Origin of the sequence: Vibrio kagoshimensis (assembly GCF_050337535.1) — a bacterium.
Lineage (GTDB): Bacteria > Pseudomonadota > Gammaproteobacteria > Enterobacterales > Vibrionaceae > Vibrio > Vibrio gallaecicus.
Genome location: NZ_JAKJSZ010000030.1, coordinates 1 through 23,541 on the forward strand (window position 1 = coordinate 1; position 23,541 = coordinate 23,541).

Below are 23,541 nucleotides of genomic sequence, written 5' to 3' on the forward strand. Positions count from 1 at the left end.
GTATTAGCCATCGTTTCCAATGGTTATCCCCCTCTACCGGGCAACTTCCTAGGCATTACTCACCCGTCCGCCGCTCGACGCCCAACAAATCATCCGAAGAGTCAATGTTGTCGTTTCCGCTCGACTTGCATGTGTTAGGCCTGCCGCCAGCGTTCAATCTGAGCCATGATCAAACTCTTCAATTTAAGATYTTGTCGGCTCAATGAATACTGACTTCAAAACTAATATTCACCACTCTTTCRAAAAAGAACRGGAACATGTAATTCTAAAGCTATTACCCCTCTCTTCTTAAATAAATAGGAACAGAATGGTAATGAATTGACTGTGCCAAAATTAAGTAAACTTAATTTTGTATTGGTCACTCAGTTCATTGAAACCAAATTGATTTCCGAGGAAATCTTGCTTTGCTAATGCAAAACAAATTTTGATATTCATCAACGAGTGCCCACACAGATTGATAGGTTTAAATTGTTAAAGAGCTTTTCCTTTTTGAGCTTCGCTCAAATCGGACGGTCATTTTAGCTATTTGAGTTTTAGTGTCAACCACTTTTTTCAAAACTCTTTCAAGCGCTTGGCTTGGCTAATTTGACGGGTTAATTCGTTCTGGTTTCCTAAGAAGCCTTCCCGTTCCAACGAGGTCGCATTATAGAGATCGGCGTCACGTTGGCAAGGCTTTTTTTACGTTTTTCTTATCTTTTTATCTGTTCGACTAAAAACCAGTCAAAACGCCTTATAAATAAGCTTTACCACTACAGATTTCGAAATTTATCGGTAAAAAGAGAGACCTTATTCCAATTTGTATACTCAACTTCTTTGGTTGTATCCGTTTCCCCACCCGTCATATTCATAATAAAGCGAATCATCACTCTATCGAACCATTTATAACGCGGGTAATAAAGGGCTCCTGCAAATACGCCTATTAATGCGGGCTGCCACGGCGACTTTTTAAGAAACGTCTTTATATACGCACTTCCTTCTGGTGTATCTTTACCTTGGTCCTCTTTACGAGCAGTTAAATTGACACAGAAGAACGCAACATTATGCGTTTGGAGTTGCTTTAAGTTCTTTCCAATAAACTGGTACAGCTTTTTGTTCAAGTGACCATAACGAATGGAGGCACCAATCAGCACTCTGTCATAGTGTGTAAAATCAATCTCATCGACCAAATGCAAATCCATCACTTCACATTCAAAGTCTTTTAATTCTTCTTCTATATAGTGCAGAATCTTTTTAGTCTGACCTTCTCGGCTTGAATATAGAAATAAAGCTTTTTCCACAATGGTTCCTTAGCTACGCCAAAACGTAGGTGTAAGTAGAATTAATAGAGTAAATATTTCCAAGCGCCCAAAAAGCATAGAAACAATCAATACCCACTTTGCTTTGTCATTAACATCGCCAAAGTGAACAGAAACCTCGCCAAGACCAGGGCCAAGGTTATTCAATGTTGCCGCTACAGCAGAGAAAGCACTCAGCTCATCCATGCCTGTTGCAATAAGGGCCAACATACAAACAACAAAAACAAGTGCATAAGCAGAAAAGAACCCCCAAACAGCATCCACCACTCGTTGTGGTAATGCTGAGCCTCCAACTTTGATTGTATAAACAGCTCTAGGGTGAACAAGACGTTTCATTTCACGAGCGCCCTGCAGAGTCAGGAGTAAAATACGTATTACTTTCATGCCACCGCCCGTTGAACCTGCACATCCTCCTATAAAAGAAGAAAAAAGCAAAAGCACCGGTAAGAATAGTGGCCATTCGGAAAAACCTGTCGTCGTAAATCCAGCCGTGGTTGAAATGGAAACGGTTTGGAAAAGTGCCTGATCGAACGCATCATAATAAGAGTCATAGGAATGATGATTAAGTAACAGCAAGAAACAGACAAGAAACAAGACAACTTGTATGAAGATAAAAGCGCGAAACTCTGGATCTTTCCAATAATATTTAGGGTGTACACCACCAGAAGCAAAGGCCGCAAAATGTAGTGAATAGTTACACGCAGATATAAGAAGGAACACCACGGTAATCATATTAATAGCAGGGCTATTAAAATATCCCATACTCGCATCGTGAGTAGAAAACCCACCAATCGCGATAGTTGAGAAGCTATGGCTGATCGCGTCAAACGCACTCATTCCCGCTAACCAAAATGCAACCGCACAAGCAATAGTCAAACTTAGGTAGATATACCAAAGCGCTTTAGCTGTTTCTGCTATTCGCGGAGTCATCTTGCTGTCTTTTACTGGACCGGGGATTTCAGCACGATATAGCTGCATACCACCGATACCCAAAACAGGCAAAATAGCGACGGCAAGTACAATGATCCCCATACCACCAAACCACTGCAAAAACTGGCGATAGAAAAGAATCGCTTTAGGGAGGTCATCCAGCCCTACAATGACGGTTGCCCCTGTCGTTGTTAGAGCAGAAAAAGATTCAAAAAAGGCATCAGTAACTGAAACGTTGGGGTTATCAGCAATGAGGAAAGGTAAAGCACCCGCGCTGCCGATTACCGTCCAAAATAAAACGACGATCAAAAAGCCATCTCGAGCTTTTAATTCATGTTTATGTCGGCGGTTGGGAAACCAACTTAATGCACCGAAAAATAGCAGTACAAAGAAAGTAGTAACGAAGGGAACACCAGCGCCATCTCGGTAGATCAACGCAACCAAAGCTGGTGCAAGCATTGAAACACTGAAGAGAGCGAGCAGTAACCCGACGATTCGAATAATTGAACGAAATTGCATGAGTGATTGACCGAAGCGAAAAGCTTCAAACTTCCTAGTTATCTTTGATTTTCGAGACCAGTGCCTTAGCACCACTTTTATTAATCACGGTCTGCGTAAACGCTTCAACCTGACGAAGTTCTATTTCAATCACCAACTCAACTTGAACTCCATAATTTGCATGCACTTCTTGCGCATCATATTGAGTCATTATTGATTGTGCGATTGGCATGAATCCATAGTCTAACTCTAGCCGTAGATTTGTGGTTATTTTTTTCTCGATAGTTTGAAGCAGCTTGAGAGCTTGTTGCACTCCACCACCATACGCTTTCACTAAACCACCCGTCCCAAGTTTGATTCCACCTGAATATCGCGTGACTACGGCAGTCAGTTCTCCGACACCAGAACCAGACAACTGAGCCAAAATAGGCTTGCCTGCAGTACCTGACGGCTCACCATCATCACTGAAGCCCCATTTCATTGAATCTTCTGGGCGACCCGCGACAAAACCCCAACAATTATGTCTTGCTGATGAGTGTTCTTGTTTGATTTGCTCTATAAATTTTTTAGCAACTTCTACACTTGGTGTATGGGCTAAATGAGTGATGAAAACACTCTTCTTTATTTCTTCTTCAAAACGCGCGGATTCCAAAGGCACGAGAAACGGCTGGTCATTCATATTGTTGGCTTTTTCACTAAGGTCGGCAAAGTGTATCACGCAGAAAAGATAACAGTTAGAGATCTGTCCTAACGCACAATGTTAAACAATTGTTTAAAAAATGTATTGAATTTAACCAATCTCAAGTTCACACTAAAAACACTGGTCTAACCAGAAGAACAGTAACGTAATCAATATAACAAAAATTCTCTCACGCAATCACGAATTGTATGTCATGGAGATAGACAATGATTTACCAAGCTAACACCCTACAGGTAAAGGAATTACAAGATGGAATAGCAGAGCTGAGCTTCTGCGCTCCAGCTTCCGTAAATAAGCTCGACCTTGCTACTTTAGAATCCCTAGACCAAGCACTAGACGCCCTAAAAGCCCACTCTGGCTTACGCGGTTTGATATTAACTTCAAACAAAGATGCGTTTATTGTCGGTGCTGATATCACTGAATTCCTAGGCTTATTTGCTAAGCCAGAAGCAGAACTTGATGAATGGTTAAGATTCGCCAACTCAATCTTTAGCAAACTCGAAGACCTTCCTGTTCCAACCCTTTCAATGATGCGCGGTCATGCCCTTGGCGGCGGATGTGAGTGTGTACTTGCCACTGACTTCCGTATCGGTGACAAGACCACCAGCATTGGTTTACCCGAAACAAAACTTGGCATCATGCCTGGATTTGGTGGTTGTGTAAGATTACCTCGAGTTATTGGCGCAGACAGCGCAATGGAAATCATCACTCAAGGTAAAGCATGCCGAGCAGATGAAGCACTCAAGATTGGCTTGCTCGATGCAATAGTCGAAACAGACCAATTACTAGAATCAGCAATCAATACCGTTTCTTTGGCTGCAAACGAACAACTGGATTGGCAACTTCGCCGTAAGCAAAAAACATCGGCACTGTCATTAAGCAAACTCGAAGCCATGATGAGTTTCACCATGGCGAAGGGCCTTGTTGCTCAAAAAGCAGGTCCTCATTATCCAGCCCCTATCACTTCGGTTATTGCTATTGAAGAAGCCGCTCGAAGCGATCGCGATGCTGCTCTTGATATCGAACGCAAACATTTCGTGAAACTGGCTAAGTCCGAAGAAGCAAAAGCATTGGTTGGCTTATTCCTAAATGACCAGTACATCAAAGGGCTTGCTAAGCAGGCAGGAAAATCAGCAAACAAAGCTACAGAACGCGCTGCCGTACTAGGTGCTGGCATCATGGGTGGCGGTATTGCTTACCAGTCAGCGCTAAAAGGCGTGCCTGTGATGATGAAAGATATCGCACAAGCATCGCTTGATCTCGGCATGAATGAAGCTTCTAAGCTGCTAAACAAACGCTTATCACGCGGTCGCTTAGACGGGTTCAAGATGGCAGGTATTCTGTCTTCTATTACTCCAAGCCTACATTATGCCGGCATTGAACAATCTGACGTAATTGTAGAAGCCGTGGTTGAAAACCCGAAAGTAAAAGCAGCGGTGCTTAGCGAAGTAGAAAACCACGTGAGCGAAGACGCCGTTCTAACATCGAATACCTCAACAATTCCGATTAACTTACTGGCGAAGTCGCTAAAGCGCCCAGAAAATTTCTGTGGCATGCACTTCTTCAACCCAGTACATCGCATGCCTTTAGTGGAAATAATCCGAGGTGAGCACACTTCAGATGAAACGATTAATCGTGTAGTTGCTTACGCAGCGAAAATGGGTAAATCACCTATCGTTGTTAATGACTGCCCAGGATTCTTTGTTAACCGCGTACTTTTCCCATACTTTGGCGGCTTTAGTATGTTGCTACGTGATGGTGCAGACTTCACTAAAGTAGATAAAGTGATGGAGCGTAAATTCGGCTGGCCAATGGGACCTGCTTACCTACTTGATGTGGTTGGTTTAGATACTGCACATCACGCGCAAGCTGTAATGGCTCAAGGTTTCCCTGAGCGCATGGGCAAAGAGGGTCGTGATGCCATTGATGCTCTATTCGAAGCTGATAAATATGGTCAGAAAAATGGCAGCGGTTTCTATAACTACAGCGTAGATAAACGCGGTCGTCCTAAGAAAACCTTCTCTGCAGACATTCTTCCAGTACTCGCTGATGTTTGCCAATCACCACAAGAATTTGATGACCAAACCATTATCCAGCGCGTGATGATTCCAATGATCAATGAAGTAGTACTGTGTTTGGAAGAAGGCATTATCGCCTCTCCACAAGAAGCAGATATGGCATTGGTTTACGGTTTAGGTTTCCCTCCATTTAGAGGCGGCGTATTCCGCTACTTAGACAGTGTGGGTATTGGTAACTTCGTTGAAATGGCGAAAGGCTACCAAGACTTAGGTGCAATGTACCAAGTTCCTCAACTATTGCTTGATATGGCAGCGAAAGGTGAAAGCTTTTATGACGCCCAACAAGCCAGTTCTCTGTAACCCACATTTGGAAAAGGAATAACAAAATGAATAATGTAGTTGTTGTTGATTGCCTTCGTACCCCAATGGGACGCTCCAAAGGTGGAGCTTTCCGTCACACTCGTGCTGAAGACTTATCTGCGCACTTGATGAAAGGCATTTTAGAACGTAACCCAGAAGTTAACCCTTCAGAAATCGAAGACATTTACTGGGGTTGCGTACAACAAACCCTTGAGCAGGGCTTTAACGTTGCACGTAATGCGGCGCTTCTAGCTGGCTTACCGATTGAGATTGGCGCAGTAACAGTAAACCGTTTATGTGGTTCATCTATGCAAGCTCTGCATGATGCAACCCGTTCTATCATGGTGGGTGATGCTGAAATATGCCTGATTGGCGGTGTGGAGCACATGGGCCATGTCCCAATGAATCACGGTGTAGATTTCCACCCAGGTATGTCAAAGAATGTAGCAAAAGCCGCAGGTATGATGGGCTTAACCGCAGAAATGCTAGGAAAAATGCACGGCATTAGCCGTGAAGACCAAGATGCATTTGCGGCGCGTTCACACGCTCGCGCACAAGCTGCAACTGTCGAAGGTCGTTTCAAAAACGAAATCCTACCAACAGAAGCTCACGCAGCAGACGGCTCACTGTTTACGCTCGATTACGATGAAGTAATTCGTCCAGAAACTACCGTTGAAGGTTTATCACAGCTTCGCCCAGTATTTGACCCAGCTAACGGGACAGTAACAGCAGGTACTTCATCAGCATTATCCGATGGTGCTTCTGCAATGCTTATTATGAGCGAAGAAAAAGCCAATGCCCTTGGTCTTAAGATTCGAGCTCGAGTAAAGTCGATGGCAATTGCAGGTTGTGATCCATCCATCATGGGTTATGGTCCTGTCCCTGCAACTAAAAAAGCACTTAAGCGCGCAGGCTTGAGTATTGAAGATATGGGCGTTATCGAACTTAACGAAGCATTTGCTGCTCAGTCTCTACCTTGTGCGAAAGACTTAGGCTTACTGGATGTGGTTGACGAGAAAGTAAACCTTAACGGCGGTGCAATTGCGCTGGGTCACCCACTAGGTTGTTCGGGTTCTCGTATCTCTACGACCTTGATTAACCTAATGGAAGCACAAGACGTGAAGTACGGCTTAGCGACTATGTGTATTGGTTTAGGGCAAGGCATCGCAACGGTATTTGAACGCCCTTAGTTCACATGCCCTTGGAAAACCCGCGCTTAAGCTAAACTGCACTTAAGCTAAGCAGCACGGATAAATAAGGCTTCACTGCAAGCCACATCGAGAGCGCAACTCATGATTTCATGGTTGCGCTTTTTATTAACCATATTTATCCACTTACACTCTATGCATAAAACGCATAAATCTAATGTTGAAGTTTCATTATTTTTTCTCTGATTTGTCGTCTAAAGTTATTGGCAGATTCCTAATATTCCTCCCATGGAGCAGATCATGTTTAAAGCACTTGTATTAAACCAAGAAGATAAAAAAACCATCGCGGCAGTTTCTCAAATTGATGAAGCACAGCTGCCGGAAGGTAACGTAAAAATTGACGTTAACTACTCTTCTCTTAACTACAAAGATGGCTTAGCAATAACAGGCAAAGGGCGCATTGTTCGTAACTTCCCGATGGTTCCTGGTATTGACCTTTCTGGTGTGGTTTCTCAATCAGATGACCCTCGCTACAAAGAAGGCGATGAAGTCGTTCTAACTGGTTGGGGTGTAGGCGAAGGTCACTGGGGCGGCATGGCTGAAAAGGCGAGCTTAAATGGTGATTGGTTAGTACCAATGCCAAAAGGACTAGACGCTAAAAAAGTAATGGCTATTGGTACTGCTGGTTTTACCGCAATGCTTTGTGTTCAAGCGATTGTGGATGCAGGCATTAAACCAGAAGATGGTGAAATATTAGTAACAGGTTCAAGTGGTGGTGTTGGTAGCGTGTCTATTACCCTACTAAATCAACTCGGTTATAAAGTTGCCGCGGTAACAGGTCGTGCTTCAGAAAATGGAGAGTTGCTAAAATCACTAGGCGCTTCTCGCATTGTTGAACGTGCGGAGCTTGAAGAACCAGCAAAACCATTAGAGAAACAATTATGGGCTGGTGCTATTGATACTGTAGGCAGCAAAGTGTTGGCAAAAGTATTGGCTCAAGTGGACTATAACGGTGCAGTAGCTGCTTGTGGCCTAGCTGGCGGATTCGACTTACCAACAACCGTAATGCCATTTATCCTACGTAATGTTCGCCTACAAGGTGTGGACTCTGTTATGTGTCCACGTGAAAAACGCATCAAAGCTTGGGAACAACTGGCAGAGCTTTTACCTGAATCTTTCTACGCTCAAGCGACTAAAGAAGTTTCTTTAGATGAAGCGATTCAAGCAGCAGAAGACATCACTAACGGTCAAATTACTGGTCGCGTTGTTATTAAAATCTAGTGTTATTAAGATCGAGAGCTATTAAGATCTAGAATCTAGTCCGTTCTAAAAGATCAAGGCTAAGCAAAACAGTACTTAGCCTTAATGATATCTCTATTGAATTAAGCAGCTTAATCGCTGCTTTTTTGTGGAGCCTGTTCAGCCTCATCATCAAACATTGTTACTTTTGTCTCTGGGCAAGCGGCAATATCTCGAACATTCTTCTGAATCGTAATCACGGCAAACAAAGCCAACGTAAAAGCCATGGCAAAAAAGCCTTTCTCACTTAATGCTAGCTCTGCATTTCTCAATCCAATTGCAAACAAAATAATAGCTGCCGCCAAAGCCACCCGACAACTCATGACATACATCGAAGTCACTTGAATCCCTTCCAGCTTATCGCGTACCGTCTTTTGTAATGAAATCGCTGAAAACAAGCCAAACAGCAATAACGATAAATAGTATCCCTTTTCATTCAACTCCATTGCGGAATACCACAAACCAAATAAATAGGCTCCAGCCCCGATAATAAACGCACCCCATGCCGACGCAACAAAAGCAGCCGTTGGTTTTTGATATGGTTGTTCCATTACACATCTCTCCTTAGAAATGAGTAAATTAGGCAGCTAGAAAAACAAAATCAAATAACCTTACCAACTCTGGGAAACATTAATCATTATTAATAATGTCAATTACATATATAGACATGACCTAGTTGCGATTAAAAAAACCTATATCTTCGATACGCTTTTCGATTAGCTCCCCACACTCTTCTTTGAGAACACGCCTTAACCACTGCTGTGAATCAGAGGAATCACAACGTGAATGCCAAATGAGTGAATAATCAAACGGCACAAATTCAAAGGGCAGAGGCTTAATCACTAAGTCATAACGATCGGCAACTAGATACGCTAGATCCGCAGGAACAGTGATAACTAAAGGCATCTTGTCGACAATCGCTAACGCAGCTTCAAGGTGGTAAGCACGTAGCGCCATTTTTCTTGGTCTTTGATTAACTAGAGCATTATCTAGCAAGGATTTTACCCCATCACTGATGGCTATCATCGCATGTGGCAAAGAAACATAATCTTCTAACGTTAAAGTACTATCGGCTAACGGATGATTTTTAGATAACAAACAAGACACACCAACAGGACCAAGAATTTCTTGATGTAAAGGCGTCACGGGGCCTGTTGGACGGCAGATCGCCATATCCACACGCTCTGTACTTAATTGCTTGAATAAGTGCTCATGTTGAAGCGGGGCAAACTCTAAAGAAATGTTAGGGGCTAACTCATAAATCTTCGGCAATGCGTAAGGCAAAATGGTCTGCATTGCATAATCGGTCGTCGCAATAACAAATCTTTCATCGCAATAGTATGGGTTAAAGTCACTTGGGGTCAGTAATTGGCGAAACGATTCCAAAGGTTGATCAATACGCTGGCTGATCTCTAGTGCTTTTTTGGTTGGAATTAAACGCTGACCTTGGCGAGTAAATAAAGGGTCATCGAGTAAATCTCGAAGTCGACCTAGAACTCGGCTGGTCGCAGATTGGCTCAAGTTCAGGCGAATAGCAGCTTGGCTTACACTGCCTTCTTCAATTAAGACCTTCAAAGCCACAAGCAAATTTAAGTCTCGACGATAAATATCTTCTAGTTCCACACTCAATTACCTAAATGCATACACCAGTCTTTTATAGCATGCTTTAGATAAAAAAAATCCCGCATTTAAGCGGGGAAGCCCAAGAAAACTGGGGATAGTGTCGGAATGTAGTCGTATCGGAATTAAGTTAAATCGCTGTAGCTTTAAATATCTAAAATCTGCCTTCAATGCTTTAAAAACGGTTTTTAAAAAAGACTTAAAAAATCAGCTTTTAAAAACAAAGTTTATTAAATTAATGTTCTTGCTCTTCTGGCGTACTCTGCCAGCGGCGCATTTCAACCCAAATGCCACCAAGTGTTACCACCACACCAATTAAAGGTGTAAGTGAAGCCTCTGCAGGTGTGCGTAAAACTAATGCACAAAAAGAAATAAAGCAGAGAACCGAATAAATCGTAAGTCTGTCTAGTGCTGTCAACATCGCCACTCCTTAGCTAGTTGTCATTGTTGCAAGTTGTTATCAACTTGTTAATTAATTTATAGGAAATAATTCAGCTTGCCAAGCACTTATTGCATATTTTTTCTGCGGACGTATCATTCTCTGCTCAGAAGCACATAGAGAAGCAAACCATGATATTCAACCCTGAACTCGCAACACACACTTTAGAAGCTGAAGGGCTACGTTGCCCAGAACCAGTAATGATGGTCAGGAAGACGATTCGAAATATGCAGGATGGCGATGTGTTACTGGTCAAAGCGGACGACCCTTCAACTACCCGAGACATTCCAAGCTTTTGCCGATTTATGGATCACCAACTTGTTGGCGTACAAACGGAACAATTGCCTTATCAATATTTGATTAAGAAAGGAATGCTATAAAGTTTCGTTAGTGTCGCGATTCATTCAAGCACCACACAATTAGTCAGTTTTTTTATGTTCCTCCCCATACTCTGTCATGACTAAGGGAGGAAACACTATGCAACGTAACCATTCAATCGACACCATTCGCGGCGCTTTGCTGCTCATCATGACCATCAACCACTTTATATGGATAACCGTTGGTTGGGCTAATATTCAACTCATAACTTTGCAGCCTTTTGGTCAAGTAGGTGCTGCGGAAGGATTTATTTTAGTTTCAGGGCTGATGGTCGGGCTCATCTATACCGGTGCTGATGCCGCATCAAACAAAAAGAAATTATTAACACGAGCAAAGCAGCTTTATATCTATCACTTGATAGCGATTCTTGCTGTTCTCACTATCGCTTACTGCTATATCTCTTTTTCACAACCCGCCAATACTTTTTATAGTGAGCTGTTTCCAGGGTTAATCGGGAATACTGTACCAACACTGGTCGCCAGTTTTACGCTGCTGCATAAGCCTCCATACTTCGACATCCTACCTATGTACGTCGCTTTCTTACTGATATCGCCATTAATCATCAGCCAATTAAAGAAAAAGCGTATTTATTGGGTAATCACAATCAGTGTGTTGTTGTGGCTAGGCAGTCGTTACTTTGATCTCTCCACATTGCTGACTCTTTATTTCGCGGAAGGTACGATTAACACAGGCTACTTTAGCTGGCTGGCATGGCAACTGCTATTCGTCGCGGGGATATGCCTTGGTTACTGCTCACGACATCAACCTATCAATTGGTTTAAGCACCCAGCAATTACCCTTTTAGTCAGTATCATAGCTCTAGTATTATTTCTTTTTCAGCGAAATATTTTTGCTCAGTATGGCATTCATCAAGGAACCCTGTACGAACTAGCAGATAAGCCTCTACTGGGCTGGCTGAGAATCTTTAACCTATTCTTACTAGTCTATTTATTCGGTTATATTATTCATCAATGGCCACAAGCTTTAACCTTTAAACCATTAGCTTTACTCGGTAGACATTCGCTTTATGTTTTCTCATGGCATTACGTTGTTATTTTTTCGGTTGCCCCAATTGCATTAGGCTTCTTTGATTTCCAGCCAAACATCACAGTGTGCTTAGTTATCGTTTCATTGCTTATTTTCGTGCCAGCCTTAATCAGAGAACGAAACAAAAGCCCCAAACTAGTCGTAGAGAAAGAAAGCAACTAACATCGACTATTTCAATCAGCAATTATCCCAGTTAGCGCTTTGCAACTGGGATCAGCAACTCGATATACCATTCATGGTTTGATCTTTCTTCGGCGCAGGTTATCCACTCAAAGCCTTGTACCAAAACATATCTCGACTCTGTCAAATGAGAGTAATAAAGACTATCCAAGCTTTCCCCTATATTGGCTAATGTCCCTATCAAAACGCACTTCAAGTATTTTCCCGCTTCCACCTTTACGGCACGATCGGATTTTTCTTCAATAAAACGACTCACTTGATAGTCATGGCTGGTTGTATAGCCATCACTGTCAGCACGACCAATAAGCAACTGCACTTGTCCTGTATTCACAGCCGATAAACAGCCACTATATTTTTCAAGGATGTAAGCTAAACGCTGGCTCTTTTGAACCAAATTGCCAGGAATAGTATGAATATCTAAACAACCAGATTGTTCGGGTTTTAAGATCAAATCTTTCCCAAGATGGTGAATACTTGATGGGAGATCGATTAACTCTAAGGTAGGTTTCAACTCAACGCGAAATTGTAAACCACCTGACTGTTCCAGTTTCCACACATAAGGAAGTCGATTTAAGGTCAATTTATGTTGGTAGCAATAGACGTGGTGAAGGTAAATAAACAGCGCAGAAATATACATGCTATTAGGTAGGGAGAAACGCCACATTGTTCGAGCCGTTAACTCAATATTCGCTAATGGTTGATTAGATGGCTCTTCATCGCCATCACATACCGCTAGCATTTGAAATTGCCCTGACCGCCCAGAACAATTATTACGATACTCCAAAACATAATATTGGCGACCTTCATGCTGCCAATCATGCGTGGCTTTATTGAAGCTATCCCACAATAGAGTCACCTTGTTGGATAAGGCTTGAGAATTAAAAAACACCGAAGAGAAGTTTTGCTGAACACCCACAAGTTCCTGCGACTCAAACATTTCTTCCACTGGAGGATGTTCTGACATCACTTGGAAAAATTGCAGATAATTAGAATCGATCTTAGGAACCCCGACAAGTTTAGCTAAGGTAGGATCGCGCTTAAAATGTTTAGGAGAAACGGTAAACGCCTGCTTCACCGCACGATAAAATGCTTCTTGCGATTCAAAGCCGAAATCAAGCGCGATATCGATAATCCGACGGTCAGAGTGAGCAATCGCTTCTATCGCTAACGTGAGTAAGCGCAGCCGGTAATAACGCCCAACACTGATCCCAGTGAATCGTTTAAACTCGTGCTGTAAGTGCCATCGACTGACTTTGAGTATTAATGACAACGCATCAATATCCAGCTTTTTAGGTAGCTGAATTTCTACGGCTTCTAAGATACGAAAAATGAAAGGGAACTGTCGCATAACAGCAGTATCAGCAAAGCAATAGCCTCAAGCAATCTCACTGAAAACACTTTACGAAACACTTCAAAATTTATAATAAAAAGGCAACCCTAAGGCTGCCATTCATTTATTCATTGTCTTCTAAGTTACGCACTTGTGATTGAAGCTTTTCAATCTGTTTATTCATTGAGCGTAATTCTTGGTGCATTGGAATAATATGCGCAACCCGAATCCAGGCTTCTACTGCTAAACCCGTCATGATCATCGAGCCCGCTACCATTGGTAGCCACATATCAGTCAATACCATACCCAATAACGTCAGACTAAGACCAAAAGTAAACAAATAACTTTGGCTCTGTGGAGTCATTCCCATATAACGTGTAAGCATAATTAAAGCCCTCTCGCTGCTAGGATTATTGAACTATTTCTGCTTCTAATCTACCACGCGAATCATGACAATTATATGTCAGCCATCACGTTCGAATACTCCTTATTTCGAATATTTGATAACACCCATTTACCCGAATTTATCTCCAAGCCTCAAGGCGATTTTGAGGCTCAAAGATAATACTTTACTGATATTTTTAGCTTAAGACCTTGGTTTTAAATCTAAAACATGCAGCAAACGTTCAGGAGTACCTTCCCAAACCATTGGACGACCTTTAGGGTTATCCGCTGTCCACCAGCCTGTGAACCTCAGGGTATTGTATTGATAGAAATTCGAGCCAGAAATCACTGGCACTGTCACTTGGTTTTCCGCAATCAACGCTTGAATATCATGAGCAATATCTTGCTGCTTCGAGTGATCGTCGGTTTTGTAAAAACTATCTAACAAGGTATCAAGTCGATCATTTTTCCAATGGTGCATGGCAAACCTTGGCATGCCTTCAGACTCTTGAAGTCGAGAGTGGTACGCACTGTCCCAATATTTATGCGGTGTAGGTCCATGGAAGTAATTGGTGTAAGCCACATCATATTCAGCAGACAGCATCGACTGGTTGTAAATAGAAAAGTCTGGCGTTCTTGCTTTTGCATTTATGCCAACTTGATGCAGCTGCTCGGTAGAAAGCATCACGGTATTATTAAAATCCGTCCAACCTTGTGGAGATTGAATCAATAGTTCAAACTTTTCACCTTGCGGAGTTTCAACAAAGCCATCGCCATTAATATCTTTATATCCAGCCTCTGCCAGTAGTGCCTTCGCATTCTTTTGCGAGAAGGTCATGAATGGTTTGAATTTAGCGTGCACTGCTTCATCTGACCAAGCTTCAAAGGCATACCCTAGACCTGAAGCGAAATCATTCACAACACCGTTACCGTAGTTAGCGATATCAATCAGTGACTGACGATCCAACGCCATAGAAAACGCACGGCGGAATTGAACATCATTCAGTACCTTATGCTTAACAGGATCTTTTGAAGCATAATTAAACATGAAAGATTGGGTGCCCGCTGGCGGGTACCAATAACCATGGTTAAGGGAGACATCGACAAAGGTTTTCTCAATATCAGGAACAAATGAACCCGCCCAATCAATTCGAGAGTTAACCAACTCACCCAAGACTTGGTCATTGTGGTTCATTTGAGGAATACGCAAACAATCTACATCCAAGTTCGAATTATCCCAATAATTCGGGTTTCGACATTGTACGAAAAGCGTTGGAGTGAACACAGGTAATTCAGTAAAAGGACCAGTACCAATCGGGTTTGGATTCAAATATTCAGCAGGGTCTTTTACTTCTTTCCATTGGTGTTCAGGAACAACGGGAACCTGAACTATTTCATAAGTACCGTTGGTATTCACTTCTTTCATATGGAAGCGAACTTGATACTGATTCAACTTCTCAACGGATTTAATTTTATTGTTAATACCGCGGTCATCAAGTGATGGGTAATTTCGAACCATATCAAACGTGAAGACAACATCGTCAGCATCAAACGTTTCACCATCAGACCATTTCACACCTTTACGCAAATCAAACGTAATGCTTAACAGGTCTTCACTCATGCGGAAGTCTGTGGCTAAGCGGTATTCAGGAACGTTGCCTTTTAACTCATTAAACACAACTAATGGTTCGTACATGAAATCCCGAGCAGTATGCATACGAGAAACAGCATAAGGGTTAAAGTTACGGATTAAAGATGCGTTATGGTTAGGAATAATGGTGAGTTGCGATAGGTTATCGAGATCTGGACTTGCCTGCGCAGAAAAAGCAAAAGCAGACATGATGGCACTAAACAGGAGTGTTTTTTTCATAATGATATTCCGTTATTCAATTGCATGAAAAATAACCACAACTCAATAGCATATCAATTTGATCACCCTCTATAAAAAACAGCAACTAATTGTAAGTTATAGATTTAATAATTATTTGATATGAAATCCACACCATTTCACAACAGACTAGAAGCGCTTCATCGACTCAGTTCAAGTATTGCAAGATCAACGGTGTAACCTTACAACACTTGTAACAAAGTTTAACTCACCCATGAATAATTCAAGATGCGAGTGACCACAAAATAGCAGATTACAGAACAGCCGCACCAATGGCTAAGGCAATAAATAAACTAGCGGTGATCTTACGAATTAAGTCGAGTGGTAATCGATCTGCGGACATTTTTCCAAGCACGACTACGGGTACATTGGCTAATAGCATGCCAATCGTTGTACCAATAATGACGAGCAACAACGCATCAGAATATTGAGCTCCAAGAATCGATGTCGCGATTTGAGTTTTATCACCTATTTCGGCAATAAAGAAAGCAATAAAACTCGCCACGAATGGACCGCGGTTAGAAATACTTTCATCGTCATCCAACTTATCTGGAATGAGAATCCAGCCCGCCATGATGACAAAGCTCACCACTAAGACCCATTTCAAAATTTCAGGAGATAAGTAATCGGCAACAACAACCCCTAGCCATGCAGCAAGGGCATGATTAGCGATGGTTGCTAAGAAGATTGCCGCAATGATCGGAAAAGGCTTCCGGTAACGGCTGGCTAATAAAAGGGATAATAATTGAGTTTTATCACCGATCTCGGCCAAAGCCACGGTGGTAATTGAAATTGCTAAAACGCTCACGACATGCTCATTGGGGCGAGGATTATTATATTAAAACCAAAGACAAACCTCGCGCCCCACCCCGGTTCACGATGTTTGTCTAAGGTCTTGCTAAACGGTATCGACGTTTTTGTATTTTTATCATCGATATCTCGTCTCGAACGCCATGGTGATGTGCACCAATTATGTTGACGAACGAACCTACTCAATTAGGAACATGAATAAGTAAGCTACTCCCCAAAGACCGCGCGATTTTAATCACCCAAGCATTCAAAAACAAGCATCAAACTCGCTAAAAAATCCACTTAACCCGAAAAACGAAGATTAAAGGCAAAAAAATCCACTAAACGACATTTTAGACCACTAATTAAACAGGATTACCCCTACTCGCATTACCAATATCTGGTTATACTCAATAGCTATTTTTATTAATTATTCAGAAGAATCGCGCGAACTGACTATGCAAAAATTCGATATCAAAACCTTCCAGGGAATGATCCTCGCGCTGCAGGATTATTGGGCTCAAAACGGCTGTACTATTGTACAACCTTTGGATATGGAAGTAGGTGCTGGCACCTCTCACCCAATGACATGTCTACGTGCACTTGGCCCAGAGCCAATGTCTACGGCATACGTTCAACCTTCTCGTCGTCCGACCGATGGTCGTTACGGTGAAAACCCGAACCGTCTGCAGCACTACTATCAATTCCAAGTAGCTCTAAAACCTTCTCCAGATAATATCCAGGAGTTGTACTTAGGTTCTCTTGAAGTGCTAGGTGTCGACCCATTAGTTCACGATATTCGTTTCGTAGAAGACAACTGGGAAAACCCAACATTGGGTGCTTGGGGTCTTGGTTGGGAAGTATGGCTAAACGGTATGGAAGTGACTCAATTCACTTACTTCCAACAAGTTGGCGGTCTTGAGTGTAAGCCTGTTACGGGTGAGATCACTTACGGTATCGAACGTCTAGCAATGTACATCCAGGAAGTAGATTCAGTTTACGACCTTGTATGGAACGTGGCACCAGACGGTTCAAACGTGACTTACGGTGACATCTTCCACCAAAACGAAGTTGAGCAATCAACGTACAACTTCGAGCACGCAGACGTAGATTTCCTATTCACTTTCTTCGATCAGTGCGAGAAAGAGTGTAAAGAGCTACTTGAGCTTGAGAAGCCACTTCCGCTTCCAGCTTACGAGCGCATTCTAAAAGCAGGTCACGCATTCAACATCCTGGATGCGCGTAAAGCTATCTCTGTAACAGAGCGTCAACGTTACATCCTTCGAATCCGCAACCTGACTAAATCAGTTGCAGAGGCGTACTACGCGTCACGTGAAGCTCTTGGCTTCCCAATGTGTAAGAAGGATAAATAATCATGGCGAAGAATTTTCTAATTGAACTGGGTACGGAAGAGCTTCCACCAACAGCACTTCGTTCTCTAGCAGAAGCCTTTGCTTCTAACTTTGAAGCGGGTCTTAAAACTGCTGAGCTTTCTCACGAAGGCATCAAGTGGTACGCAGCACCTCGCCGTCTAGCACTTAAAGTAACGGCACTGGCTGAAGGTCAAGCAGATAAAGTGGTTGAGAAGCGTGGTCCTGCTATTTCTGTAGCATTCGATGCAGAAGGTAACGCAACTAAAGCAGCACAAGGTTGGGCTCGTGGTAACGGTATTACTGTTGACCAAGCTGACCGTCTGAAAACAGACAAAGGCGAGTGGCTTCTTTTCAAACAAGAAGTGGCTGGTAAACCAGTTCAAGAATTGGTGATGGACATTGCTGCGAAAGCACTAGCTGGTCTACCGATTCCTAAAGCAATGCGCTGGGGTAACTCAGACATTCAATTTATCCGTCCAGTGAAAACACTGACAGTACTATTAGGTGATGAGCTTGTTGAAGGCGAAATCCTAGGTGTAGCTTCTGCTCGTACTATCCGTGGTCACCGTTTCATGGGCGAACAAGAGTTCACAATCGACTCTGCTGACCAATACCCTGCGATCTTAGAAGAGCGTGGTAAAGTAATGGCAGATTACGAAGCGCGTAAAGCAATCATTCTTGCTGATGCTAAAAAAGCAGCAGACGCGGTTGGCGGTATTGCTGACCTAGAAGATGACCTTGTTGAAGAAGTTACCTCTTTGGTTGAATGGCCTGTTGTTCTTACTGCTAAGTTTGAGCAAGAATTCCTAAAAGTGCCTTCTGAAGCTTTGGTTTACACCATGAAAGGTGACCAGAAGTACTTCCCAGTGTATGACGCTGATAAGAACCTTCTACCAAACTTCATCTTCGTTTCTAACATCGAGTCTAAAGAGCCTCGCCACGTTATCGAAGGTAACGAGAAAGTTGTACGCCCGCGTCTAGCGGATGCTGAATTCTTTTTCAACACAGACCGTAAGCGTCCGCTTATCGACCGTCTTGCTGAACTAGACCAAGCTATCTTCCAGAAGCAGCTGGGTACTATCAAAGACAAGACAGACCGCATCACAGAACTAGCTGGCTACATTGCCGAGCAAATCGATGCTGACGTTGAAAAGTCTAAGCGCGCAGGTCTACTGGCTAAGTGTGACCTAATGACATCAATGGTATTCGAATTTACGGATACTCAAGGTGTGATGGGCATGCACTACGCAACTCACGATGGTGAAGATGAGCAAGTTGCACTAGCACTTTACGAGCAATATATGCCTCGTTTCGCTGGTGACACACTACCAAGTACTGGTATCTCTTCTGCAGTCGCAATGGCAGACAAGCTAGACACTATCGTAGGTATCTTCGGTATTGGCCAAGCACCAAAAGGTTCTGACCCATTCGCACTACGTCGTGCATCACTAGGTGTGCTACGTATCATCGTTGAAAACGGCTACAACCTAGACCTAACCGATCTTATTGGTAAAGCGAAAGAGCTACTAGGCGACAAGCTGACTAACGAAAACGTAGAAGCTGACGTTATCGACTTTATGCTAGGTCGTTTCCGCGCATGGTACCAAGATGCTGGTTTCAGCGTTGATATCATCCAAGCAGTACTAGCACGTCGTCCAACTAAGCCAGCTGACTTTGACCAACGTGTTAAAGCGGTTTCTCACTTCCGTGAACTGGAAGCAGCAGAAGCACTAGCAGCAGCGAACAAGCGTGTAGGTAACATCCTTGCGAAATTCGATGGCGAGCTACCAGCAGAAATCGACCTAACTCTTCTTCAGGAAGACGCAGAGAAAGCACTGGCTGAAAACGTTGAAGTAATGACGGAAGCACTAGAACCAGCATTCGCAACAGGCAACTACCAAGAAGCCCTAAGCAAGCTTGCTGATCTACGTGAACCTGTTGATGCATTCTTCGATAACGTAATGGTTATGGCTGATGACGAAGCGCTTAAGAAGAACCGTCTAACGCTGCTGAACAACCTACGTAACCTGTTCCTACAGATTGCTGACATCTCTCTACTGCAAAAGTAAGCACGAAAGAGACCGTTGATCGAAGCTATGCTTTAAGCAACTAAAGATAAACACCCAAAGGGAAGCGAAAGCTTCCCTTTTTGTTTTTGTGAACTGAGTAATTATTTGTAGAGGTAATATTAGATAACCGAATGAATTAGCACTCAGACTGTAGGTCCCCTTATTTGTTATAAATGTCCTGTTTATTCGGGGAAGGACACAATGAAAAAAACAACACTCGCGCTTTCAATTCTCGCACTCAGCGCATGCAGCCAAACCACAGACAACAACTTATTACTCACCATAGATAACGAGACTCTTACCTTTCAGTCGACAGGACAAGGCACGTTATTAGCAGAACATGAGCTAGCAAAAGGCAGTTATGCTTTTTCTATCGGTGATGCTCAGCAAACCTGTGGTACCAACTACGCTCTAGCTGAAGAAAGTCGCATCAAGTTCAATAAACCCCTTCGCTTAGACGATTGCGCCGAAAAATCTGAAATCAACATAAAAGTATTTCGCCCTAATACCTACCAGTTCACATTAAACCCACAAACTAATGAACTCACGGTTAAGATCAAACCAAAACAGAAAGAAGTCCAAAGCTTCACATGCCCCGTTCCAAGTGATTCACCCACGACTATCAATGTGGCAAAAACTTTTGATGACGGCACTCTTGTGAGAGACGCGCTTTCTGGTTCACAAGCAACTGTCACCAATGGTAGCGTCACCATGCAGCCAGCAGAAAACAGTCAAGGTGTATTACTACTAGAAAAAGTAGAAACCAAAGCCAAGCCGGATTTTAGTTGGGATAATGCTACAGTTTATTTTGTCATGACCGACCGTTTCCACAACGGCAACCCAGACAACGACAACAGCTATGGTCGCAGCCAAGATGCTCAAGATGAAATAGGTACTTTTCATGGTGGTGACTTAGCTGGTTTAACAGAAAAGCTCGACTACATAGAATCGCTTGGTGCAAACGCTATTTGGATAACCTCTCCTTTAGAGCAAATTCACGGCTGGGTCGGTGGTGGTGACAAAGGTGACTTCAAACACTATGGTTATCACGGCTACTACCATCAAGATTGGACCAAACTTGATGACAACATGGGTACTGAAGACGATCTAAAAACTTTCATCGATACTGCGCACAGTAAAGGTATCCGCGTAATTTGGGATGTGGTCATGAACCACACAGGCTACGCCACGCTTGCCGATATGCAAGAATTCGGCTTCGGTAAACTGAATTTAACAGATGCTGAAGCTCGCAAAGCACTTGGTGAAAAATGGACAGATTGGCAGCCAAAAGAAGGACAAAATTGGCACTACTTCAATAACTACATTTCATACAGCGATAAAGAAGCATGGGAGAAATGGTGGGGTAAAGCATGGTTACGCAGCGATATTGGGGCTTATGACTCTCCGGGCTACAACAACATCACTATGTCATTAGCACACCTGCCAGATCTAAAAACAGAATCAACGGAAAAAACAGGGCAACCGAATTTCTTCGCCAATAAACAAACCAATGCCAGCAACGATCTACAAACACCGCGTAAACACCTTATTACCTGGTTGTCTGACTGGGTACGTGAATACGGAGTCGATGGCTTTAGAGTTGATACCGCTAAGCACGTAGAGCTAGAGGCATGGGCGGAACTGAAAGAAAGTACCAACCAAGCACTCGCAGAGTGGAAACAAAACAACCCAGATAAAGCGCTGGATGACTTACCATTTTGGATGACGGGTGAAGTTTGGGCTCACAGCGTGGTGAAATCAGATTATTACGATAATGGTTTTGATTCGATCATCAACTTTGAATTCCAAAGCGATGTAGCACCAAAAGCCCTCAAATGTTTGTCTGACCTTGATAATGATTACCGTCGTTATGCAGAAAAGATCAACGGCGACAGTCAGTTCAACGTACTCAGCTATCTATCATCGCATGATACTTCACTATTCTGGACACAACACGGCAGTGATTTCGCTAAACAAACCAAGGCAGCCAATGCCTTAATGCTGACACCTGGTGCGGTACAGCTTTATTACGGAGATGAAATTGCTCGCGATTTCGGTCCGACAGGTTCAGATCCTATGCAAGGTACTCGCTCGGATATGCCATGGGATCAAATTACGGGTGAAAGAGCCCAATTACTGCAACATTGGCAAGCACTTGGTCAATTCCGTCAACGTCACCCAGCCGTAGCTCAAGGAAAGCATATTATTCGTAACCACGGAGGGTACTACGCCTTTGAAAGACAGTATAAAGATGACAAGGTATTAGTTGTTTATACAGGTTCAAAATAGCGGAACCAGAGTAAAACACACGAAATTTAAAGGAGAAGCTTTGGCTTCTCCTTTTTTATCCAAAGCCTTTTTCGCACAGTAAACAAACCTTCAAAACCTACCATATAGAAATTTTTTACGTGTTAGAGCATTTCGGGCTTTGCGTCGCAAAAGCATTGCGGTATGTTCAAGGATTACACTGATGGCAGACATTTGGTCTGGCAAATAAAATATAACAAGCAATCACAATGAATTAGGTATAAAACGCAATGCAATTCTCTAAGTTTGGTGAAAAATTTAATCGATATTCTGGTATTACGCGTCTAATGGACGACCTAAATGATGGTCTACGAACTCCTGGCGCCATCATGCTCGGTGGTGGTAACCCTGCCGCCATCCCAGCCATGCTCGATTACTTCAACCAAGCCAGTGCAGAAATGCTCGCCAGTGGAGAGCTTGTTGCAGCAATGGCAAATTACGATGGTCCTCAAGGAAAAGACGTCTTCGTAAAGTCATTAGCTAAATTGCTTAAAGACACTTATGGCTGGGATATTAGCGAAAAGAACATCAGCCTAACCAACGGTAGCCAAAGTGGCTTCTTCTACCTATTTAACTTATTAGCCGGTCAACAAACCGATGGATCTCATAAAAAAATCCTGCTGCCTTTAGCGCCTGAATATATTGGATATGGTGATGCTGGTATTGATGATGATATTTTTGTGTCATACCACCCTGAAATTGAGCTGCTCGATAATGGCTTATTTAAATACCATGTAGATTTTGAAAAGCTAAAAGTGGATGAGTCAGTCGCTGCAATTTGTGCTTCTCGCCCCACCAACCCAACGGGTAACGTTTTAACAGACGAAGAAGTGCATAAACTCGATAAGCTGGCACGCGAGAATAACATCCCGCTATTAATCGATAACGCTTATGGTCTGCCGTTTCCAAATATCATATTTGAAGACGTTGAACCCTTTTGGAATGAAAACACAATTTTATGTATGAGCTTATCTAAGCTTGGTTTACCTGGCGTGCGCTGTGGCATTGTTATCGCGAATGAAGAAGTCACTCAAGCACTGACTAATATGAATGGCATTATTAGCTTAGCACCCGGTAGCTTAGGACCAGCTATTGCCAATCATATGATTGAAAAAGATGACTTGTTACGGTTAAGTACAGATGTCATTAAACCTTTCTATAAAGAAAAATCCTTACGCGCTGTCGAGTTATTGCAACAAGCGATTACTGATCCGAGATTTAGAATCCATAAACCAGAAGGCGCTATATTCTTGTGGCTATGGTTTGACGAACTACCAATCACTACCATGGAACTATACGATCGCCTGAAAGCTCGTGGCGTCTTAATCGTACCTGGGGAGTACTTCTTCATTGGTCAAAAGGACGACTGGGAACACGCACACCAGTGTCTAAGAATGAACTACGTGCAAGACGATGAGGCTATGCAAAAAGGCATTGCTATTATTGCTGAAGAAGTGAAAAAAGCTTATCAACAAGCCTAAGTTTTCTT

Annotated in this window: 19 protein-coding genes, 1 rRNA gene and 1 riboswitch; of the genes, 9 read left to right on the forward strand and 11 right to left on the reverse strand. The window is 42.8% G+C overall.

Features of this window, described 5'->3' with window-relative positions; all coding sequences use genetic code 11:
* The 4 genes from L4C37_RS20860 to L4C37_RS20875 all read right to left on the reverse strand — a co-directional run.
* Nucleotides 1–185: ribosomal RNA gene (locus L4C37_RS20860) — 16S ribosomal RNA — on the reverse strand; the annotation flags it as partial.
* Between the two features lie 564 nt (nt 186–749).
* The gene (hemG, locus tag L4C37_RS20865) at nt 750–1,277 is read right to left on the reverse strand and encodes a menaquinone-dependent protoporphyrinogen IX dehydrogenase (RefSeq protein ID WP_429769824.1); all 528 of its coding nucleotides are present in this window, start codon (nt 1,275–1,277) and stop codon (nt 750–752) included.
* A 9-nt stretch (nt 1,278–1,286) separates the two neighbouring features.
* A complete protein-coding gene (locus tag L4C37_RS20870; protein ID WP_137375454.1) occupies nt 1,287–2,744 on the reverse strand; it encodes a TrkH family potassium uptake protein in 1,458 nt (485 codons plus the stop codon).
* A gap of 34 nt (nt 2,745–2,778) precedes the next feature.
* Nucleotides 2,779–3,402, reverse strand: a complete 624-nt coding sequence (locus L4C37_RS20875; protein WP_171735864.1) for a YigZ family protein — start codon at nt 3,400–3,402, stop codon at nt 2,779–2,781.
* A gap of 227 nt (nt 3,403–3,629) precedes the next feature.
* On the opposite strand from L4C37_RS20875, the gene fadB reads away from it, so the two are divergent.
* The 3 genes from fadB to acuI all read left to right on the forward strand — a co-directional run bounded on the left by fadB (nt 3,630) and on the right by acuI (nt 8,230).
* Nucleotides 3,630–5,801 carry a fatty acid oxidation complex subunit alpha FadB gene (fadB, locus tag L4C37_RS20880; RefSeq protein ID WP_429769826.1) on the forward strand — a complete coding sequence of 724 codons (2,172 nt, stop codon included), beginning with the start codon at nt 3,630–3,632 and terminating at the stop codon, nt 5,799–5,801.
* Between the two features lie 26 nt (nt 5,802–5,827).
* Nucleotides 5,828–6,991, forward strand: coding sequence for an acetyl-CoA C-acyltransferase FadA (gene fadA / locus L4C37_RS20885; RefSeq protein ID WP_137375451.1), 1,164 nt, complete (start codon nt 5,828–5,830; stop codon nt 6,989–6,991).
* Nucleotides 6,992–7,249: 258 nt separating this feature from the next.
* Nucleotides 7,250–8,230, forward strand: coding sequence for an acrylyl-CoA reductase (NADPH) (gene acuI, locus L4C37_RS20890; protein ID WP_137375450.1), 981 nt, complete (start codon nt 7,250–7,252; stop codon nt 8,228–8,230).
* A gap of 110 nt (nt 8,231–8,340) precedes the next feature.
* Here acuI and yiaA read toward each other — a convergent pair whose 3' ends face one another.
* The 3 genes from yiaA to L4C37_RS20905 form a co-directional block, all read right to left on the reverse strand.
* Nucleotides 8,341–8,799 (reverse strand): inner membrane protein YiaA, encoded by a 459-nt coding sequence (gene yiaA / locus L4C37_RS20895; RefSeq protein ID WP_429769829.1) that lies wholly within the window; start codon nt 8,797–8,799, stop codon nt 8,341–8,343.
* Between the two features lie 121 nt (nt 8,800–8,920).
* Entirely contained in the window at nt 8,921–9,871 is a 951-nt protein-coding gene (locus L4C37_RS20900; RefSeq protein WP_273297128.1) for a LysR family transcriptional regulator, read from the reverse strand.
* A gap of 232 nt (nt 9,872–10,103) precedes the next feature.
* Nucleotides 10,104–10,289 carry a hypothetical protein gene (locus L4C37_RS20905; protein ID WP_137375447.1) on the reverse strand — a complete coding sequence of 62 codons (186 nt, stop codon included), beginning with the start codon at nt 10,287–10,289 and terminating at the stop codon, nt 10,104–10,106.
* Between the two features lie 149 nt (nt 10,290–10,438).
* Here L4C37_RS20905 and tusA point away from each other — a divergent pair, with 149 nt between their 5' ends.
* Nucleotides 10,439–10,687, forward strand: coding sequence for a sulfurtransferase TusA (gene tusA / locus L4C37_RS20910; protein WP_137375446.1), 249 nt, complete (start codon nt 10,439–10,441; stop codon nt 10,685–10,687).
* Between the two features lie 97 nt (nt 10,688–10,784).
* The gene (gene opgC, locus L4C37_RS20915; RefSeq protein ID WP_429769831.1) at nt 10,785–11,894 is read left to right on the forward strand and encodes an OpgC domain-containing protein; all 1,110 of its coding nucleotides are present in this window, start codon (nt 10,785–10,787) and stop codon (nt 11,892–11,894) included.
* Nucleotides 11,895–11,925: 31 nt separating this feature from the next.
* Here opgC and L4C37_RS20920 read toward each other — a convergent pair whose 3' ends face one another.
* The 4 genes from L4C37_RS20920 to L4C37_RS20935 all read right to left on the reverse strand — a co-directional run bounded on the left by L4C37_RS20920 (nt 11,926) and on the right by L4C37_RS20935 (nt 16,322).
* On the reverse strand, nt 11,926–13,260 hold the full coding sequence (locus L4C37_RS20920) for a helix-turn-helix domain-containing protein (RefSeq protein WP_429769833.1): 1,335 nt from the start codon (nt 13,258–13,260) through the stop codon (nt 11,926–11,928).
* Between the two features lie 106 nt (nt 13,261–13,366).
* On the reverse strand, nt 13,367–13,627 hold the full coding sequence (locus L4C37_RS20925) for a hypothetical protein (RefSeq protein ID WP_137375443.1): 261 nt from the start codon (nt 13,625–13,627) through the stop codon (nt 13,367–13,369).
* A 201-nt stretch (nt 13,628–13,828) separates the two neighbouring features.
* Nucleotides 13,829–15,496: an ABC transporter substrate-binding protein gene (locus L4C37_RS20930; protein ID WP_429769835.1), complete on the reverse strand. Its 1,668-nt coding sequence runs from the start codon at nt 15,494–15,496 to the stop codon at nt 13,829–13,831.
* A gap of 271 nt (nt 15,497–15,767) precedes the next feature.
* Nucleotides 15,768–16,322, reverse strand: coding sequence for a TMEM165/GDT1 family protein (locus L4C37_RS20935; protein WP_137375441.1), 555 nt, complete (start codon nt 16,320–16,322; stop codon nt 15,768–15,770).
* A 27-nt stretch (nt 16,323–16,349) separates the two neighbouring features.
* A riboswitch (yybP-ykoY riboswitch) is annotated at nt 16,350–16,552 on the reverse strand.
* Between the two features lie 209 nt (nt 16,553–16,761).
* Between L4C37_RS20935 and glyQ the strand changes: the two genes are divergently transcribed.
* From glyQ to L4C37_RS20955, 4 genes are all read left to right on the forward strand, one after another.
* Complete coding sequence (gene glyQ, locus L4C37_RS20940; RefSeq protein WP_137375440.1) at nt 16,762–17,676, forward strand: glycine--tRNA ligase subunit alpha; 915 nt, start codon at nt 16,762–16,764, stop codon at nt 17,674–17,676.
* A gap of 2 nt (nt 17,677–17,678) precedes the next feature.
* The gene (gene glyS / locus L4C37_RS20945; protein ID WP_429769838.1) at nt 17,679–19,745 is read left to right on the forward strand and encodes a glycine--tRNA ligase subunit beta; all 2,067 of its coding nucleotides are present in this window, start codon (nt 17,679–17,681) and stop codon (nt 19,743–19,745) included.
* A 201-nt stretch (nt 19,746–19,946) separates the two neighbouring features.
* A complete protein-coding gene (locus L4C37_RS20950; RefSeq protein WP_429769840.1) occupies nt 19,947–22,034 on the forward strand; it encodes an alpha-amylase in 2,088 nt (695 codons plus the stop codon).
* Nucleotides 22,035–22,282: 248 nt separating this feature from the next.
* Nucleotides 22,283–23,533: a valine--pyruvate transaminase gene (locus L4C37_RS20955; RefSeq protein WP_273293814.1), complete on the forward strand. Its 1,251-nt coding sequence runs from the start codon at nt 22,283–22,285 to the stop codon at nt 23,531–23,533.
* Nucleotides 23,534–23,541: the final 8 nt, after the last annotated feature.

Bases quoted from the DNA above. Each gene is read 5' to 3' on its own strand.
- glyS (WP_429769838.1), top strand. From the start codon at position 17,679: ATGGCGAAGAATTTTCTAATTGAACTGGGTACGGAAGAGCTTCCACCA.
- opgC (WP_429769831.1), top strand. From the start codon at position 10,785: ATGCAACGTAACCATTCAATCGACACCATTCGCGGCGCTTTGCTGCTC.
- L4C37_RS20950 (WP_429769840.1), top strand. From the start codon at position 19,947: ATGAAAAAAACAACACTCGCGCTTTCAATTCTCGCACTCAGCGCATGC.
- tusA (WP_137375446.1), top strand. From the start codon at position 10,439: ATGATATTCAACCCTGAACTCGCAACACACACTTTAGAAGCTGAAGGG.
- acuI (WP_137375450.1), top strand. From the start codon at position 7,250: ATGTTTAAAGCACTTGTATTAAACCAAGAAGATAAAAAAACCATCGCG.
- L4C37_RS20925 (WP_137375443.1), bottom strand. From the start codon at position 13,627: ATGCTTACACGTTATATGGGAATGACTCCACAGAGCCAAAGTTATTTG.
- L4C37_RS20905 (WP_137375447.1), bottom strand. From the start codon at position 10,289: ATGTTGACAGCACTAGACAGACTTACGATTTATTCGGTTCTCTGCTTT.
- L4C37_RS20920 (WP_429769833.1), bottom strand. From the start codon at position 13,260: ATGCGACAGTTCCCTTTCATTTTTCGTATCTTAGAAGCCGTAGAAATT.
- L4C37_RS20870 (WP_137375454.1), bottom strand. From the start codon at position 2,744: ATGCAATTTCGTTCAATTATTCGAATCGTCGGGTTACTGCTCGCTCTC.
- fadB (WP_429769826.1), top strand. From the start codon at position 3,630: ATGATTTACCAAGCTAACACCCTACAGGTAAAGGAATTACAAGATGGA.
- L4C37_RS20955 (WP_273293814.1), top strand. From the start codon at position 22,283: ATGCAATTCTCTAAGTTTGGTGAAAAATTTAATCGATATTCTGGTATT.
- L4C37_RS20875 (WP_171735864.1), bottom strand. From the start codon at position 3,402: ATGAATGACCAGCCGTTTCTCGTGCCTTTGGAATCCGCGCGTTTTGAA.
- yiaA (WP_429769829.1), bottom strand. From the start codon at position 8,799: ATGGAACAACCATATCAAAAACCAACGGCTGCTTTTGTTGCGTCGGCA.
- L4C37_RS20930 (WP_429769835.1), bottom strand. From the start codon at position 15,496: ATGAAAAAAACACTCCTGTTTAGTGCCATCATGTCTGCTTTTGCTTTT.
- glyQ (WP_137375440.1), top strand. From the start codon at position 16,762: ATGCAAAAATTCGATATCAAAACCTTCCAGGGAATGATCCTCGCGCTG.
- fadA (WP_137375451.1), top strand. From the start codon at position 5,828: ATGAATAATGTAGTTGTTGTTGATTGCCTTCGTACCCCAATGGGACGC.